The sequence below is a fragment of the Mesorhizobium sp. B1-1-8 genome (assembly GCF_006442795.2).
Classification (GTDB): domain Bacteria; phylum Pseudomonadota; class Alphaproteobacteria; order Rhizobiales; family Rhizobiaceae; genus Mesorhizobium.
The window spans coordinates 1372755-1389160 of sequence record NZ_CP083956.1 but is presented as its reverse complement, the minus strand read 5'-3'; the positions used below and the strand labels follow the sequence as shown (position 1 = coordinate 1389160).

16 protein-coding genes and 1 pseudogene are annotated in these 16406 nt (G+C 62.4%); 15 read left to right on the top strand and 2 right to left on the bottom strand.

Annotated features, from left to right (window positions below; all coding sequences use genetic code 11):
• Positions 1-109 precede the first annotated feature (109 nt).
• Positions 110-1627, top strand: a complete 1518-nt coding sequence (gene adh, locus FJ974_RS06860) for an aldehyde dehydrogenase (RefSeq protein WP_140533984.1) — start codon at positions 110-112, stop codon at positions 1625-1627.
• Between the two features lie 191 nt (positions 1628-1818).
• Entirely contained in the window at positions 1819-2034 is a 216-nt protein-coding gene (locus FJ974_RS06855) for a DUF1858 domain-containing protein (RefSeq protein WP_140533983.1), read from the top strand.
• Here the strand turns inward: FJ974_RS06855 and FJ974_RS06850 are convergent.
• Positions 2031-2735, bottom strand: coding sequence for a Crp/Fnr family transcriptional regulator (locus FJ974_RS06850; protein ID WP_140533982.1), 705 nt, complete (start codon positions 2733-2735; stop codon positions 2031-2033). The genes FJ974_RS06855 and FJ974_RS06850 overlap by 4 nt on opposite strands.
• Positions 2736-2963: 228 nt before the next feature.
• On the opposite strand from FJ974_RS06850, the gene FJ974_RS06845 reads away from it, so the two are divergent.
• The 5 genes from FJ974_RS06845 (at position 2964) to FJ974_RS06825 (ending at position 7522) form a co-directional block, all read left to right on the top strand.
• Positions 2964-4169 carry an NnrS family protein gene (locus tag FJ974_RS06845; protein WP_140533981.1) on the top strand — a complete coding sequence of 402 codons (1206 nt, stop codon included), beginning with the start codon at positions 2964-2966 and terminating at the stop codon, positions 4167-4169.
• 153 nt (positions 4170-4322) lie between these two features.
• Positions 4323-4769 carry a pseudoazurin gene (locus FJ974_RS06840; protein WP_140533980.1) on the top strand — a complete coding sequence of 149 codons (447 nt, stop codon included), beginning with the start codon at positions 4323-4325 and terminating at the stop codon, positions 4767-4769.
• Positions 4770-5000: 231 nt separating this feature from the next.
• Complete coding sequence (nirK, locus tag FJ974_RS06835; protein ID WP_140533979.1) at positions 5001-6104, top strand: copper-containing nitrite reductase; 1104 nt, start codon at positions 5001-5003, stop codon at positions 6102-6104.
• Positions 6105-6206: 102 nt separating this feature from the next.
• Entirely contained in the window at positions 6207-7046 is an 840-nt protein-coding gene (locus FJ974_RS06830; protein WP_226891506.1) for an SUMF1/EgtB/PvdO family nonheme iron enzyme, read from the top strand.
• 26 nt (positions 7047-7072) lie between these two features.
• The gene (locus FJ974_RS06825; protein WP_140533977.1) at positions 7073-7522 is read left to right on the top strand and encodes a group III truncated hemoglobin; all 450 of its coding nucleotides are present in this window, start codon (positions 7073-7075) and stop codon (positions 7520-7522) included.
• A 109-nt stretch (positions 7523-7631) separates the two neighbouring features.
• Here FJ974_RS06825 and FJ974_RS06820 read toward each other — a convergent pair.
• Positions 7632-8042: pseudogene (locus FJ974_RS06820) on the bottom strand (radical SAM protein); the annotation flags it as partial.
• A 298-nt stretch (positions 8043-8340) separates the two neighbouring features.
• On the opposite strand from FJ974_RS06820, the gene ccoN reads away from it, so the two are divergent.
• The 8 genes from ccoN to ccoS all read left to right on the top strand — a co-directional run bounded on the left by ccoN (position 8341) and on the right by ccoS (position 16403).
• On the top strand, positions 8341-9948 hold the full coding sequence (ccoN, locus tag FJ974_RS06815) for a cytochrome-c oxidase, cbb3-type subunit I (protein ID WP_140533976.1): 1608 nt from the start codon (positions 8341-8343) through the stop codon (positions 9946-9948).
• A 10-nt stretch (positions 9949-9958) separates the two neighbouring features.
• Positions 9959-10690 carry a cytochrome-c oxidase, cbb3-type subunit II gene (gene ccoO / locus FJ974_RS06810; RefSeq protein ID WP_140533975.1) on the top strand — a complete coding sequence of 244 codons (732 nt, stop codon included), beginning with the start codon at positions 9959-9961 and terminating at the stop codon, positions 10688-10690.
• Positions 10691-10701: 11 nt separating this feature from the next.
• Positions 10702-10851: a cbb3-type cytochrome c oxidase subunit 3 gene (locus FJ974_RS06805; protein WP_140533974.1), complete on the top strand. Its 150-nt coding sequence runs from the start codon at positions 10702-10704 to the stop codon at positions 10849-10851.
• Positions 10852-10853: 2 nt separating this feature from the next.
• Positions 10854-11717 (top strand): cytochrome-c oxidase, cbb3-type subunit III, encoded by an 864-nt coding sequence (gene ccoP / locus FJ974_RS06800; protein WP_140533973.1) that lies wholly within the window; start codon positions 10854-10856, stop codon positions 11715-11717.
• A 165-nt stretch (positions 11718-11882) separates the two neighbouring features.
• Positions 11883-13448, top strand: coding sequence for a cytochrome c oxidase accessory protein CcoG (gene ccoG, locus FJ974_RS06795; RefSeq protein WP_140533972.1), 1566 nt, complete (start codon positions 11883-11885; stop codon positions 13446-13448).
• On the top strand, positions 13445-13957 hold the full coding sequence (locus FJ974_RS06790) for a FixH family protein (RefSeq protein WP_140533971.1): 513 nt from the start codon (positions 13445-13447) through the stop codon (positions 13955-13957). The genes ccoG and FJ974_RS06790 overlap by 4 nt, the downstream gene beginning before the upstream one ends.
• Positions 13954-16236 carry a cation-translocating P-type ATPase gene (locus tag FJ974_RS06785; RefSeq protein WP_140533970.1) on the top strand — a complete coding sequence of 761 codons (2283 nt, stop codon included), beginning with the start codon at positions 13954-13956 and terminating at the stop codon, positions 16234-16236. The genes FJ974_RS06790 and FJ974_RS06785 overlap by 4 nt, the downstream gene beginning before the upstream one ends.
• Positions 16233-16403 (top strand): cbb3-type cytochrome oxidase assembly protein CcoS, encoded by a 171-nt coding sequence (gene ccoS, locus FJ974_RS06780; RefSeq protein WP_140533969.1) that lies wholly within the window; start codon positions 16233-16235, stop codon positions 16401-16403. Before FJ974_RS06785 ends, ccoS begins: the two co-directional genes overlap by 4 nt.
• The last annotated feature ends 3 nt before the right edge of the window (positions 16404-16406 follow it).

Here is a 16406-nt window from a genome sequence, read left to right as displayed (position 1 = left end):
CTGCGACACTCGCACGAACGACCTGGTTTCGATGGCCTGACAAGCAGCAACTGCACAAGCATATCTCCTCCACGCGTCGCATTCCGCGGCGTCAGCTTGGGAGGAAGATATGAACAAGGTTGAATTTTCGCGTTCGGTCAAGGCGCCCTTCGAAAGGCGCTACGGCAATTTCATTGGCGGCAAATGGGCTGAGCCGCGCTCCGGCCGCTATTTCGAGAACTTCTCCCCGGTGAACGGGCAACTGCTGTGCGAGGTGGCGCGCTCGGACGCTCAGGACATCGAAGCCGCCCTCGACGCGGCGCACGCGGCCAAGGACGCCTGGGCGCGCACCAGCGTGGCCGAGCGGTCGCTTGTCCTCAATCGCATCGCCGACCGCATGGAGGAGAACCTCGATTTCCTGGCGTGCGCCGAAACCTGGGACAACGGCAAGCCGATCCGTGAAACCACCGCGGCCGACCTGCCGCTTGCCATCGACCATTTCCGTTATTTCGCCGGCGCCCTGCGCGGCCAGGAAGGCTGCCTCTCCCAGATAGACGACGACACCGTCGCCTATCATTTCCATGAGCCGCTCGGCGTGGTTGGCCAGATCATCCCGTGGAATTTTCCGCTGCTGATGGCCTGCTGGAAGCTTGCCCCTGCGCTTGCGGCCGGCAATTGCGTCGTGCTGAAGCCTGCCGAGCAGACACCGGCCGCCATCATGCTGTGGGCCGATCTCGTCGGCGACCTGTTGCCGCCGGGCGTGCTCAACATCGTCAACGGCTACGGTCTCGAGGCCGGCAAGCCTCTCGCGTCCTCGCCGCGTATTGCCAAGATCGCGTTTACCGGCGAGACCACGACAGGCCGGCTTATCATGCAATATGCCAGCCAGAACCTCATTCCCGTCACGCTCGAACTGGGCGGGAAGTCGCCCAATATCTTCTTCAAGGATGTCGTCGCCGAGGACGACGACTTCTTCGACAAGGCGATCGAAGGCTTCGTCATGTTCGCGCTGAACCAGGGCGAAGTCTGCACGTGCCCGAGCCGCGCCCTCATCCATGAATCGATCTATGACACATTCATGGAGCGTGCTCTCAAGCGTGTCGAGGCGATCGTGCAGGGGGATCCGCTCGATCCGGCCACAATGATCGGGGCACAGGCATCCTCCGAGCAGTTGGACAAGATCCTGTCCTACATCGAGATCGGTCGCGAGGAAGGCGCCGAGGTGCTGACCGGCGGCGCACGCAACATGCTGCCCGGCGATCTGGCGGGCGGCTATTACGTGAAGCCCACCGTGTTCAAGGGCCACAACAAGATGCGCATTTTCCAGGAGGAGATTTTCGGACCGGTCGTCTCGGTCACGACCTTCAAGGACGATAATGAGGCGCTGTCGATCGCCAACGACACGCTCTACGGCCTCGGCGCCGGCATCTGGACGCGCGACGGCAACAGGGCGTACCGTTTCGGCCGGGCGATCCAGGCGGGCCGGGTCTGGACCAATTGCTACCATGCCTATCCGGCCCATGCGGCCTTCGGCGGCTACAAGCAGTCCGGCATCGGCCGCGAGACGCACAAGATGATGCTCGACCACTATCAGCAGACCAAGAACATGCTGGTCAGCTACAGCCCGAAGAAGCTTGGCTTCTTCTGATAGTCTTGCAGATGCACGAAAGAGAGGGCGCGGCTTGCCGCGCCCGCTCCGGAGCGTCGCGACCCTAAGGCAACTCGGGGCTCTCCCAGCCAACGGGCAACCGGGCGCCGGGCTGCTTCCTCTTTGTTTCGGCGCAACGAACACCCCGAAAAGAAGACGCACGATGTCCGCATTTAATTCGGACAAGTGCCATGAAACGCAAATTCAGCGACGATACTACGATGGACGAAATCATGCGGAAGGCGCCGGCGGCGATCCGGATCGTGCTTCAGCATGGCATGCTTTGCGTCGGTTGCCCCATCGCCTCGTTTCACACCATTTCCGATGCAGCACGGGAGCACGATCTTAGCGAAGAAAGCCTACGCTGCGACCTGCTGGCGGCGATAAATGCCGGCGAGCCGGACTAGCCTTTTTCCGAGCGGCCGTCCGCGACCAGGAGGAGCCGGTGCGGTTCGACCACGGTCACCTTCTGACGCCCGCTTTTGACCAGCCCCTGGTCTTCCCACGCCGAGAGCAGCCGGCTGACTGTATGGAGTGTCGTTCCGGTCATCTCGGCGATGTCCTGGCGGGAGATCGGAAAATCGATCGAGATCCCCTCCTCCGTCTTTCTGCCCGACTGCTTGACCAGCTTGAGCAGCGCGTGCGCCACTCGCTGTTCCACCTGTTGGGTGGACATCTCGACGACTCGCGTGTGCGCTTCCTGCAGCCTTGTGCCTACGGCCTTGTATGTGTTGGCACTGAAACTGGGAAAACTGGCTGCGAATGTCGGCCAGAGCTGGCTTGGCCAGGCCAGGACCACGCAATCGGCGGCGGCAATCGCGTTTGCCGGATAAGTGGTGCGGCCCAGAGCGTGGGCGATGCCCATCAGTTCACCCGGACTTATGTAACGGACAGTCACGTCGTGACCATCCGGCGTCGATTTCACAACGCGCACATGGCCGTCCAGCAGCAGGAAAAAGGAATGCGCTTCCTGCTCCTGCTCGAACACCGGCCGATCCTTCGCAATTCTGATCGACTTCGCCTGCCCGACGATGCGGTCGAGATCCGCGGCGGCGATGCCCTCGAAAACAGGGAGCCCGGCAATCAGCGAGCGATCCAGACTAGCCAACCATGTTCTCCTCGGCCTGATCGCCCCAAAATGCGTCCATATCGTTCCAGCCGGACTGTCTCACGGCCGGCCGACTGGCGGCAAGTGGCGCAAGCCATCGCCGTGCCTCCAGATTTCCGATCTTGTTTGCGTTGGGGCAAATTCCTTTTGGCGGGTCAGGCTAAAGACTTGGCAGGGGCGACCGTCGACATACGCGCGGCGCCCGCTTGCAATTCTACGAGGTGTGTCATGGCAGTCCCGCGCACGCGGCCAAGCGCTGGTCCGGCAATTCTTTCCTACGGCTTCCGGCCGTTTTTCCTGCTCGGTTCGCTGCAGGCGGTTGTCGCCGTTCTTTTCTGGCTGCCGCTGTATTACGGCAAGCTCAAAACTTTCAGCCTCCTGTCGCCCGTCGACTGGCATATACACGAGCTGCTGTTCGGTTATCTGACCGCAATTATGACCGGCTTCCTGCTCACTGCGATCCCGAACTGGACCGGACGTCTGCCCGTGCAGGGTCTTCCACTGCTGGCGCTGGTATTGCTCTGGGTCGCAGGACGGTTTGCCGTCTTCTTCTCGGCGGAGACGGGATGGCTGCCGAGCGCCGTGATCGACTGCGCCTTTCTTCTCGCGGTTGTCGCAGCCGCCGCAACCGAAATCATCGCCGGTCGAAATTGGCGGAACCTCAAAGTGCTCCTGCCCGTGACGGCGCTTCTGGCGGCGAACGCCATGTTCCACGCCGAAGCCCACTATCACGGCCTGTCGGACGTAAGCCGCCGGCTAGGGCTTGGGGCTGCCGTCGTCCTCGTCATGATCATCGGCGGACGCATCGTTCCGAGTTTCACGCGCAATTGGCTGGCGCGCGAAAGGCCGGGCCGCCTGCCGGCGTCATTCGGCACGTTCGACATTGGAACGATCGCGCTGTCAGCAATCGGCTTGCTGGGCTGGGCTTTCTTTCCCGATCGCGCTGGCACCGGCGTTATGTTGGTGGGCGGGGCCATTCTCAATGCCGTTCGGCTCGGGCGTTGGGCCGGCGACCGTACCTTGGCGGACCCCTTGGTGCTGATCCTGCACGTCGCCTTTGCCTTCGTGCCGACAGGCTTCCTGCTTGCCGGTCTTGCCGTGTTCTTTCCGGAGGAGATTTCTCCGGTGGCCGGCGTCCATGCCTTCGGTGTCGGAGCATTGGCCTGCATGACGCTGGCCGTCATGGCGCGCGCCACGCTCGGCCATACCGGACGTGAGCTTAGGGCAAGCATCGGCACATCATTGGTCTTCGCTGCAATCGTGCTGGCAGCCATCTTGCGCATCGCCGCCGCATTCGCACCGGCCGTGGCGATCCTTCTCCATATGGCTGCAGCGCTCTGGATTGCCGCCTTCGTCGGCTATCTCTGCCTTTTCGGCGGAATGCTCGTGCGACCGCGCCTGCAGGCACGGCGAGCAAAGGGCGCCACCTCCTGACGAACCGGCAAGCGCGACTGTCCGTCCGGTTAATATTGCTTCCCGCTTACATTTTCACTGACGAATTTGCGCCAGCGCAAATCGCAGCATCATCCAATGACGTAGAAGGTCCGCAACGGTTGATACCGTGACGAAACCAAGAAAGGACCTTCCATGAAGCTGCCCCTGATTGCCGCGGCGATCGCGTTGTTCTCCATCGTCGGCGCCGCAAATGCCGAAGAACATGTCGTGCAAATGCTGAACAAGGGAGAGAAGGGCGCGATGGTCTTCCAGCCCGCCTTTGTGCGCGCAGCACCCGGCGACACGATCAAGTTCGTGCCGACCGACAAGGGCCACGATGCCGAGAGCATCAAGGACATGATTCCCGAGGGCGCCGAGCCTTTCAAAGGCAAGCCCAGCGAGGAGATTACCGTGACCCTCACCAAGGAAGGTGTCTACGGCGTGAAATGCGCTCCCCATTACGGCATGGGCATGGTGGCTCTGATCGTCGTCGGCAAGCCCGTCAACCTTGAGGCGGCGGAAGCAGTCAAGCAGATCGGAAAGGCCAAGCCGGTATTCGCGGAGCTGTTCGCCGAAGCCAGCAAAACCGCCTCCAACTGAGCCTTCTTTTTTGTGACCCCCCCGGCTCGCCACGCCGGGGGCGGTGGCCGGACAGACCTGAGGAGAGGTCTGGTCCGGCCATTTCGCTGAATCCCGGCGCGACCGGTTCGTTCCCTCTTAGAAAGATCAGCGCAATCTTCGGCAAGTACCTGGGATTTGCTCCAGCGCAAAGACGCGCCCGACACAAAAGCTATTCTGGCGGCATCGATGGTTGAAACCAAGGAGATTGAGATGCTTACGAGACGCGAAGCTTTGTTGGGCTCTGTTCTCACCGCGGCGGCAGTGGCCACCATTGGCGCGATGCCGGCCGTGGCGAGTGCCAAGGACGTCGCCGGACTGCCACGCGAAAAGGTGACCCTCATCGCGCCGCCCTTCGTGCACGCGCACGACCAGATAGCCAAGGGCGGGCCGAAGGTCGTCGAATTCACCATGACGATCGAGGAAAAGCCGGTTGTGATCGACGCCGAAGGCACGCAACTCAACGCCATGACCTACAATGGCTCGATACCCGGCCCTCTTATGGTCGTGCACGAAGGCGACTATGTCGAGCTCACCCTGATCAATCCCGATACCAACACGCTTGCCCATAACATCGATTTTCATGCCTCGACCGGCGCCCTCGGCGGCGGCGGTCTGACGCTGATCAATCCCGGTGAGCAGGTGACGCTGCGCTTCAAGGCGACACGGCCCGGCACATTCGTCTACCACTGCGCGCCCGGCGGAGCGATGATCCCCTGGCACGTCGTCTCGGGTATGAGCGGAGCCGTGATGGTTCTGCCGCGCGACGGCCTCAAGGACGACAAGGGCAAACCCGTTCGCTATGACCGCATCTACTATATCGGCGAGAACGACTTCTACATCCCTCGCGACGAGCAGGGAAAATTCAAGAAGTACGACTCGGCCGGCGACAACTACGACGACACGGTGAAGGTGATGCGCGGGCTGATCCCGACCCATGTCGTGTTCAACGGCAAGGCGGGATCGCTGACCGGCGAAAAAGCCATGAAGGCCAAGGTCGGCGAAACCGTGCTGATCGTCCATTCGCAGGCCAACCGGGACACGCGTCCGCACCTGATCGGCGGTCACGGCGACTTTGTCTGGGAACAGGGCAAGTTCGCCAATCCTCCGGCCAAGGATCTCGAAACCTGGTTCATCCGTGGCGGGTCGGCCGGTGCGGCGCTGTACACATTCCTGCAGCCCGGCATCTATGCCTATGTCAACCACAATCTGATCGAGGCGGTGGAGCTTGGCGCAACCGCGCACTTTATGGTCGACGGAAGCTGGAACGACGACCTTATGACACAGATCGAGGCGCCCAAGGCAATAGCCTCATAGGCGAGCACGCCCGTTTTTCACATGCAACCCGCCGGCAGAGCCGGTGGGTTGCAATCTCCGGGGTGAATCATGTCTTTCGATCCAGTCTTCACATTCGGAACGATGACGGCTGCCGCGCTCATCGGTCTGGGCGTGAGCCACACGGTCGGCATCATGCCGGCCCGACCCGCACCTGCTGCCACGGCCAGCGAGATGGTCGTCCTGGACCCTGGTTCCTTCAACCACCCGCAGCCCGGCGAATTCCTTCAAGACAGTCATCCCGTCGCGGCGCCTATCTCGAAGGAGAGCATCGTTTCGCCGCTGCAGATCATGAAGTTTCAGGTAAGCGCTTCGGAATACGAGCAATGCGTGGCGGAAGGTGGCTGCAAACCCGCCGACTCGGTGCTGGTCGGCAACCTTCCGATCACCGGCGTCAGTTTTATGGACGCGCAAGCCTATGCGTCGTGGTTGTCGGCGCGCACGGGCGAGACATGGCGGCTGCCGACGGACACGGAGTGGGCCTATGCGGCCGGCGAAAGATTCCGTGCCGACATCGAGGGCGGCGAAGGTGATCCGAACAATCCGGCACGCCGGTGGCTCGCACAGTACCGCACCGAGGCCGCCCTCGCGCGGAAACCTGACCCCGAGCCGAGAGCCCTCGGATCCTTCGGCACCAATTCAAGAGGTCTCGCGGACATTGCCGGCAACGTCTGGGAATGGACCTCGACCTGCTATGTGCATGTGACGATGTCCGGCGGCGGCACGCAGATTGCCAGCTCGGTCAGCAATTGCGGCGTGCATGTTGTGGAAGGCTTCCACCGCACATACATGTCGAACTTCATCCGCGACGGAAAAAGCGGCGGCTGCGCCGTCGGCACGCCACCAGACAATCTGGGTTTCCGGCTTGTTCGCGACCCGCCAGGTTTTCTGCAGGCCACCCTTCGCAGCCTGGGCTTGGCCTAGGAAAGTCAGAAACACGGGGGACTTGAATGACCTTGAAATCAGCCTTGGCTGACAGGATACGCCCCATTGCCGAAGAGCCGCTGCGCGACTCCGGCGTCGACCGGGCCTCGATTGGAACGTTGGTTCGCACCTTCTATTCCAAAGTCCGCAAAGACCGGCGCCTAGGGCCTGTTTTCGCCAGAGAGATCACCGGCGATTGGGAACCTCATCTTGAGAAGATGACCGACTTCTGGTGCTCGGTCATCCTCAAGAGCGGCGACTATCATGGCCGGCCGGTGCCGGCGCATCTGAAGCTCAGCGAGGTCACCGAAGCCGATTTCGACATCTGGCTGGCGCTCTTTGGCGAGACGGCAGGCGAACTTTTCGCCCCGCAAATCGCAGCGGTTTTTGTCGAACGCGCGCATCGGATCGCGACAAGCCTGAAGCTTGCCATGTTCTCTCGCGTCGGCCCCGTCACGGCCTCCGCGGGCGAATAGCCCAACTCTGCAAAAAGCCGCCGAGGCTTGATTTTGAGCAAGGAAAGTTCCGCCCGCGGAGCCAATGTCCTTGCATGATCCTCAATCTTTTCGTCGGCACCATCGTCATCAGCCTGACGTCATCGAAAAGATCGAACCGGTCCCGCAAGGCTTTGCCAAGCGCCAGGATGTCTTGAGGCTTCAGCATGGTCGGCGAGCCGCCGCCGAAATGGACAGCGCGCACCCTCCCCTTACCACTTACGAGATTCCCTACAGTCTCTATCTCGCTATGCAGCGAACGCAGGAAAGTGGCTACCGGCGCATAGTGCCGCGTCATCTTCGTATGGCAGGCGCAGAACCAGCATAGCTTGTCGCAATAGGGAATGTGCAAATAGAGCGATATTTCATCATCACCCTCAAGCGCGTCCATCCAGCCACGAACCGTTATCGCGTCCACGCCTGCGTGAAAATGCGGCGCCGTCGGATAGCTCGTGTAGCGCGGCACGCTCTCGCCCAGACTCGCGCTCAGTTCCGGTTTGATGTCTACGGTCGCTGCCTTTTGCATGGCCGGCAGTTTGACCATGTCTCGTCACCGGAGCTTTGATTTTGATCAAGGTGTCTGGAACGAACGCCCGCGACCCTGGCGAGATTAGTGGTGCGTCCGGCGGCATCTGACCAAGGGGGATGCAATGGCCGAGCGACAGGCTCCGCGATGCGCCAAGATTGTCCGAGTGGGCAAAGCCCGGACTTTGACCTGGATCAAGGCGTCTGGCCGCCGGCTGCGGAATTGATGCGAACGATCACATCCCGCACATCGGTTTCGCACTCGGGGCTGCCTCATGAAATTCGGCACAGAAATTGTCCTCCTAAGCTTGTTCGCGTTTGCGGCCCTGGTGGCGGCCGGTTTCGGCGTGGACGTGCCGTTCCGGCAGCATATGTGGGTGCTGTTTTTTACCCTGGCTGGCTTCACGGCGGTCCTGCTGCGCAATTCGGATTTGAAGACGGCCCCGATTGATCCCTCTGCCTACATGGATGGCCCCATTCGCTACGGTGCGATTGCAACCGTGTTTTGGGGCGTCGTCGGCATGCTGGTCGGCGTGGTCATCGCGTTACAGCTCGCCTATCCTCAACTCGACGTTCAGCCCTGGTTCAATTTCGGCCGATTGCGACCGGTTCATACCTCCGGCGTCGTCTTCGCCTTCGGCGGCAATGCGCTTCTTTGCACCTCGCTCTATGTCGTCCAGCGCACGTGCCGTGCCCGGCTTTTCGGCGGCAATCTCGCCTGGTTCGTGTTCTGGGGTTATCAGCTCTTCATCGTCATGGCGGCGACGGGCTACCTGCTGGGCATTACCGAGAGCCGCGAATATGCCGAGCCCGAATGGTATGTCGACATCTGGCTGACCATCGTCTGGGTCGCCTATCTGGTCCTGTTCCTAGGCACCATATTGAAGCGCAAGGAACCGCACATCTACGTCGCCAACTGGTTCTACCTCTCCTTCATCGTGACCATCGCGATGCTGCATGTGGTCAACAATTTATCGATGCCCGCTTCGTTCCTCGGCTCGAAGAGCTATTCGGCCTTCTCGGGCGTCCAGGACGCGCTGACGCAGTGGTGGTACGGTCACAATGCCGTCGGCTTCTTCCTCACCGCCGGCTTCCTCGGCATGATGTATTACTTTGTCCCGAAACAGGCGAACCGACCGGTTTATTCGTACCGCCTGTCGATCATCCACTTTTGGGCGCTGATCTTCCTTTATATCTGGGCCGGGCCGCACCACCTCCACTACACCGCCCTGCCCGACTGGGCGCAGACGCTTGGGATGGTGTTCTCGATCATGCTGTGGATGCCGTCATGGGGCGGCATGATCAACGGCCTGATGACGCTCTCCGGCGCCTGGGACAAGATCCGCACCGACCCGATCATTCGCATGATGGTGGCGGCCATCGCCTTCTACGGCATGTCGACCTTCGAGGGCCCGATGATGTCGATCAAGGCGGTCAACTCGCTCTCGCACTACACCGACTGGACGATCGGCCATGTCCACTCGGGCGCGCTCGGCTGGGTCGGCCTGATCACCTTCGGCGCGATCTACTACATGGTGCCGAAACTGTGGAACCGCGAACGGCTTTATTCGCTGCGCCTCGTCACCTGGCACTTCTGGCTGGCGACGCTCGGCATCGTTGTCTACGCCGCGGTCATGTGGGTTTCCGGCATCATGCAGGGCCTGATGTGGCGCGAATACGACGAGCAGGGCTTCCTGGTCTACTCCTTCGCCGAAACCGTCGCCGCCATGCATCCCTACTACATCATGCGCGCCGCCGGCGGCGCCATGTATCTCTCCGGCATGCTGGTCATGGCCTGGAACGTCACCATGACCATCCTCGGCTATCAGCGTGAAGAACAACCGATGCCGGGCTCGGTGCCCGTGTTCCAGCCTGCCGAATAAGGAGCCAGACATGGGCCTGATGGACAAACACGCGCTTATCGAGAGGAACGCCACGCTTCTCCTCGTCGGCTCCCTGCTGGTCGTGACCGTTGGCGGCATTGTCGAGATCGCGCCGCTCTTCTACCTCGATAACACCATCGAGAAGGTCGAAGGCATGCGGCCCTACTCGCCGCTCGAACTCGCCGGACGCAACATCTATGTGCGCGAGGGATGCTATCTCTGCCACAGCCAGATGATCAGGCCTTTCCGCGACGAGGTGGAGCGCTACGGCCATTACAGCCTGGCGGCCGAGTCGATGTACGACCATCCCTTCCAATGGGGGTCCAAACGCACCGGTCCGGACCTTGCGCGCGTCGGCGACCGCTATTCCAACGGCTGGCACGTCCAGCATCTTAGCGACCCGCGCTCCGTCGTGCCGGAATCCATCATGCCGAGCTATGCCTTCCTGAAGGACACGCCGATCGAGGTGAAGGATTTCTCCACGCACCTCGTCGCCAACCGTCGCGTCGGCGTGCCCTACAGCGACGACATGATCGCCCACGCCAATGCCGACCTGATGGCACAAGCCGATCCCAACGCCGACACATCCGGCCTGGAAGCCCGCTATCCGAAGGCCAAGACCGGCGACTTCGACGGCAATCCGCAGCAGGTGACCGAAATGGATGCGCTGGTGGCCTACCTGCAGATGCTCGGCACGCTGGTAGATTTCAAGAATTACGACGAAGCCGCCGGCTACCGCTGAAGGGGATGACCATGGATTACAATCTGATGCGGGAATTCGCCGACAGCTGGGGCCTGCTCGCCATGGCGCTGTTTTTTGTCGGCTGCATCGCCTTCGCCCTGCGTCCTGGCGGCCGGGCGCAAGCTGATCAAGCTGCCCGGATCCCCCTCGAGGACGACTGATCATGAGCAACGAGCATATCGACGAAATCTCGGGCATTTCGACAACCGGTCACGAATGGGACGGGATAAGGGAACTCAACAATCCGTTGCCGAGATGGTGGGTGACAACCTTCTACGTCACCATCGCCTGGGCGATCGCTTACACCATCGCCTATCCGGCATGGCCGATGCTTACCTCCGCCAGCAGGGGCGTGCTGGGCTTCTCCAGCCGCAATGACGTCAAGAACGAACTGGCTGCCGCGGAAGCCGCCAAAGCCAAGTATGTCACGGCGATACAGTCCAAGACGGTTTCGGAAATTGCAGCCGACGACGCGTTGCGCGAGTTCGCGGTCGCGGCCGGCGGAGCGGCTTTCAAGGTCAATTGCGTGCAATGCCACGGCTCGGGCGCTCAAGGGTCGAAAGGCTTCCCCAACCTCGATGACGACGACTGGCTTTGGGGCGGAACGGCGGACCAGATCCGGCAGACGATCACGCACGGCATCCGCTTTGCCTCGGACCCGGACACCAGGCAGTCGGAGATGCCTGCCTTCGTCGAGGTCCTTCAGCCCGAACAGATCACTCAGGTCAGCACCTATGTGGCCAGCCTTTCGGGCCCTGTTCGGGATGCCAGCCTGGTCGAGCCCGGCGCCAAGATTTTTGCCGAAAATTGCGTGGCCTGTCACGGCGAGAAAGCCAAGGGCAATAGGGAATTCGGCGCGCCTGATCTAACGGACGCGATCTGGCTGTACGGGTCCGGTGAGGCGGCTATTGCCGCTCAGGTCCGGGCGCCCAAACACGGCGTCATGCCGGCCTGGATCGGGCGACTTGGCCAGACCACGGTCAAGGAATTGGCGGTCTACGTCCATTCGCTTGGCGGTGGAGAATAGGAAGCGGGGCCTATTCTCGGCCCCCGGCCGACCAAGCGACGAGGCCCGGCATGCCGGGCCTCGACTTGTTCCGCGCGCCGGATTTTGACCTGCATCAACGCAGTCCGGCGTGACTTGCGACAACACTGACCGACAAGGCGGCGTCCCCGCTCGCCGCCAGTGGAGATGCAGGTGCTCGATCAAGCGCAGATAGAACGGCTCGAGGCAGAAGCAGTCAACTCCGCCAGGACGCGGCAGCCGCTCTACGCCGCGCGCAAGAAGATCTTCCCGAAGCGCGCCTCCGGCCGCTTTCGTCAGTTCAAATGGCTGGTGATGGCGATCACGCTGGGCATCTACTACCTGGCGCCGTGGCTGCGGTGGGACCGCGGGCCGTTCGCCCCGGATCAGGCCGTGCTGCTCGATCTTGCCAACCGTCGGTTCTATTTCTTCTTCGTCGAGATCTGGCCGCAGGAATTCTACTACGTCGCCGGTCTTCTCATGATGGCTGGAATTGGGCTGTTCCTGATCACATCGACAGTCGGACGCGCCTGGTGCGGCTATACCTGCCCGCAGACCGTCTGGGTCGATCTGTTCCTGGTGGTCGAGCGTGCGATCGAGGGCGACCGCAATGCCCGCATGAAGCTCGACGCGGCCCCGTGGACGGCGCGCAAGCTGGCGCTGCGGGCGAGCAAGCATGCCATTTGGCTGCTCATCGCGGCCGCCACGGGCGGCGCCTGGATCTTCTATTTCGCCGATGCGCCGACACTGGCACTCGAGGTCTTTCAGGGTACCGGCGCCCCGGTCGCCTATGCGACCATCGGCGTCCTGACGGCGACCACCTACACGTTCGGCGGACTGATGCGCGAGCAGGTCTGCACCTACATGTGTCCGTGGCCGCGCATTCAGGCGGCCATGCTGGACGAGAATTCGCTTACCGTCACCTATAACGACTGGCGCGGCGAGCCGCGCTCGCGTCATGCCAAGAAGGCCGTTGCCGCCGGACAGCCGGTCGGCGACTGCGTGGATTGTAATGCTTGCGTCGCCGTCTGCCCGATGGGCATCGATATCCGCGACGGTCAGCAGCTCGAATGCATCACCTGCGCGCTCTGCATTGACGCCTGCGACAGCATCATGGACAAGCTCGGCAGGGAGCGCGGGCTGATCTCCTACGCGACGCTTTCGGACTACAACACAAACATGGCGCTTGCGACCGCCGGCGGAACCGCCCCGGTAAACCCGGCGCTCGTGCGGACCGCCGACGGCGCCTTCTCAGAAGGGTTGGCACACTTCCACCTGCGCAAGATCTTCCGGCTGCGCACCTACATCTATCTTGCCTCATGGTTGGCGGTGGGGCTGGCCCTCCTCTACTCGCTGCTCACGCGAGAGCGGCTCGAGCTGAACGTGCTGCATGACCGCAACCCGCAATTCGTCACGCTGTCCGACGGTTCGATCCGCAACGGATACACTCTCAAGCTGCTGAACATGATCCCGGAGCCGAGGACGATCGTCGTCAGCCTGCAGGGCTTGCCGGGCGCCGAGATGAGCGCCGTCGGCAACGATCTTGCTGCCGCCACGTCATTTACGACGCTTGTCGAACCCGACCGGCTGAAGGTGCTCAAAGTCTATGTGCGCCAACCGCGGAACAAGATCGACGGCGCTGCAATGAGCTTCAAGTTCCGGATCGCGGATCAGGCCGGCGTCGAGTCCGCCGAATACACGGCAATGTTCAACGCACCGGAGATCGCCAGATGAACACCCCTCCGCAGAAAGTCCGGGAGTTCACCGGCAGGCACATGCTGCTCACCATTGTTGCCTTCTTCGGCGTCGTGATCGGGGTCAACGTGACCATGGCGACGCTGGCCGGCACGAGCTGGACCGGTCTCGTCGTTGAAAACACCTATGTGGCCAGCCAGCAATTCAACGAGAAGGCCAAGGAGGGTCGCGCGCAAGCAGCACTTGGCTGGACGGGCAAGCTGACCATCGCCGCAGGCGAGGTCCGCTACGGCCTGCGCGATGCCGCCGGCAAGCCGGTCCCCATCCACAGCGTCAAGGTGCTGTTTCGTCATCCCGCGTATGAGGCGCAGGATCAGGCCGTCATTCTGTCGGCGGTGTCCGCAAATCCTGATGCATCCCGGGAATTTGCCGCCAGGCATACTCCGAAGGATGGCGTCTGGATCGTCGAGGTCGATGCCGATGCGGGCCTGGCGGCACCCTACCGCGACGTGCGTCGCATCATCATTTCCAAGGGTGCGCTGCAATGAGCTGCTGTGCACCGGGCGCCGAGATGGCATTGGACATAAGCGACGTCGCATCCGTCCCGCCATCGAGCAACGAGATCAAACTGGCCAGCCGTTCCTTGGGCAGTGACATTCACCAGACCGACTTGTCGGTGCCGACGGTCCATTGCGCGGCCTGCATCCGGACGATCGAAACGGCGCTTGCCAAACTGGAAAATGTCGAGAGCGTCCGCGTCAACCTGTCGACGAAACGCGTTTCGATCCGCTGGCATGGAGGCGATGTCCCGCCATTTTTCGCCGGGCTCGGCCGGTTGGGTTACAAAGCGCATCTTTTCGATCCCGAGCTGCACGAGAAAGACCAGACCCTTGCCGGGTTGATCCGCGCCGTCGCGGTCACCGGTTTCGCGGCGGGCAACATCATGCTGCTGTCGGTTTCGGTCTGGTCCGGGGCCGAGGGGCCGACGCGCGATCTGTTTCATTGGGTATCCGCGCTGATCGCCATCCCCGCGCTTGCCTTCGCCGGCGGCATCTATTTCCGCTCGGCGGCGAACGCCCTGCGCCATGGCCGCATGAACATGGACGTGCCGATCGCCGTGGGTGTGTCGCTCGCCTATGCGATGAGCCTCTACGAGACCATAAACCACGGCGCGCACGCCTATTTCGATGCATCGGTGTCGCTGCTCTTCTTCCTGCTGATCGGCCGGACGTTGGACCATATGATGCGGGAGCGTGCTCGGACGGCCGTCAACGGCCTGTCGAGGCTGGCGGCACGGGGCGCCGTTGTCCTGGGCGCTGACGGAGCGCGCGACTACTTGCCGATCGGCGAAATCGAGCCGGGCATGCAGTTGCTCATCGCGGCCGGCGAACGCATACCGGTCGACGGCGACATCCTCGGCGGCAGCTCTGATCTCGACTGCTCGCTGGTTTCCGGCGAAAGCATCCCCGGGACCGCAAGTGTGGGGACACATGTCCAGGCCGGCACGCTCAATCTCACCGGACCGTTGACAATGGAGGCGACCGCCGCCGCCAAGGATTCTTTCCTGGCGGAAATGGTGCGGCTGATGGAGGCCGCCGAGGGCGGCCGGTCGCGCTATCGCAGGATCGCCGACCGCGTCTCCGCGCTCTACGCGCCGGTGGTGCATCTGGCGGCCCTTTTAACGTTCCTTGGCTGGATGGCGGCGTCGGGCGATTGGCACCGGTCGATGACGACCGCGATCGCCGTGCTCATCATCACCTGCCCGTGCGCGCTCGGTCTTGCCGTGCCGATCGTGCAGGTGGTCGCGGCGCGCCGGCTTTTCGAGGCTGGCGTCATGGTCAAGGACGGCTCCGCCATGGAGCGCCTTGCCGCGATCGACAGGGCTGTGTTCGACAAAACAGGAACGCTGACATTGGGACGGCCAAGGCTGGTCAACGCGCCGTCGATCGACCCGGTGATGCTGGCAATCGCAGCGGACATGGCCGCGCATTCGCGTCATCCGTTCTCGCAGGCTATAGCCGCCCATGGCGGGTTTCGCGGTAGGCTCGGGTCCGTGCATGAAGAGCCAGGCTTTGGCATCGAGGCCACCGCTGATGGCAGCACATGGCGGCTGGGAAGGCGCGGATGGGCCGGGTGGAAGGCCCGGACTGGCGCCGAAGGCAAAAAAGGCGGCTATGGCGGGACGGTGCTTTCAAAAGACGGCAGGATCGTCGCAGCCTTCGCCTTCGAGGACACCACGCGTCCCGACGCCAAGGCGGCTGTCGAGAAGCTGAAGGATGCGGGCGTTTCGGTCGAGATGCTCTCCGGCGACACCGCAAAGGCCTGTGGTGAGGTAGCCCGGACGTTGGGCATCTCGAATTTCGTGCCGGCGCTGCTTCCATCCGGAAAGGTGGAGTGGATCGAGACGCTGAGCCGGGCCGGCCACAAGGTGCTGATGGTGGGTGACGGCCTCAACGACACGCCGGCGCTCGGCGCAGCGCATGTCTCGATCGCTCCCGCCACCGCGGCCGATGTCGGACGCAAGGCCGCGGACTTCGTCTTCCTGCGCGACAGCCTGCTGGCGCTCCCTCTAGCCCTCGATATTTCGCGCAAGGCAGGGCGGCTCATCCACCAGAACATCGCCATCGCCATCGTCTATAACGCGTTTGCCGTACCGATCGCCATATCGGGGCATGTGACGCCGCTCATCGCCGCAATCGCGATGTCGGCGTCCTCGCTTGCCGTCATCGCCAACGCGATGCGGCTGCAGGGGGTCGTGAAACCGGCATCGCAGGGTGTCGGCCTGCGCCAGCGCCGCGCCGATCTCAGCGAGGCGGCTCGCTCATGACGACGCTGATCTATCTCATTCCGGTAGCCCTGTTCCTGGGAGCGCTGGGTCTGGGCGGGTTCCTGTGGGCCTTGCGAAGCGGTCAGTACGAAGATCTCGACGGGGCCGCGGAGCGGATCCTCATCGACCGCGACGACCCGCACGAAATGACGTCGCGGTCGAACTGACGC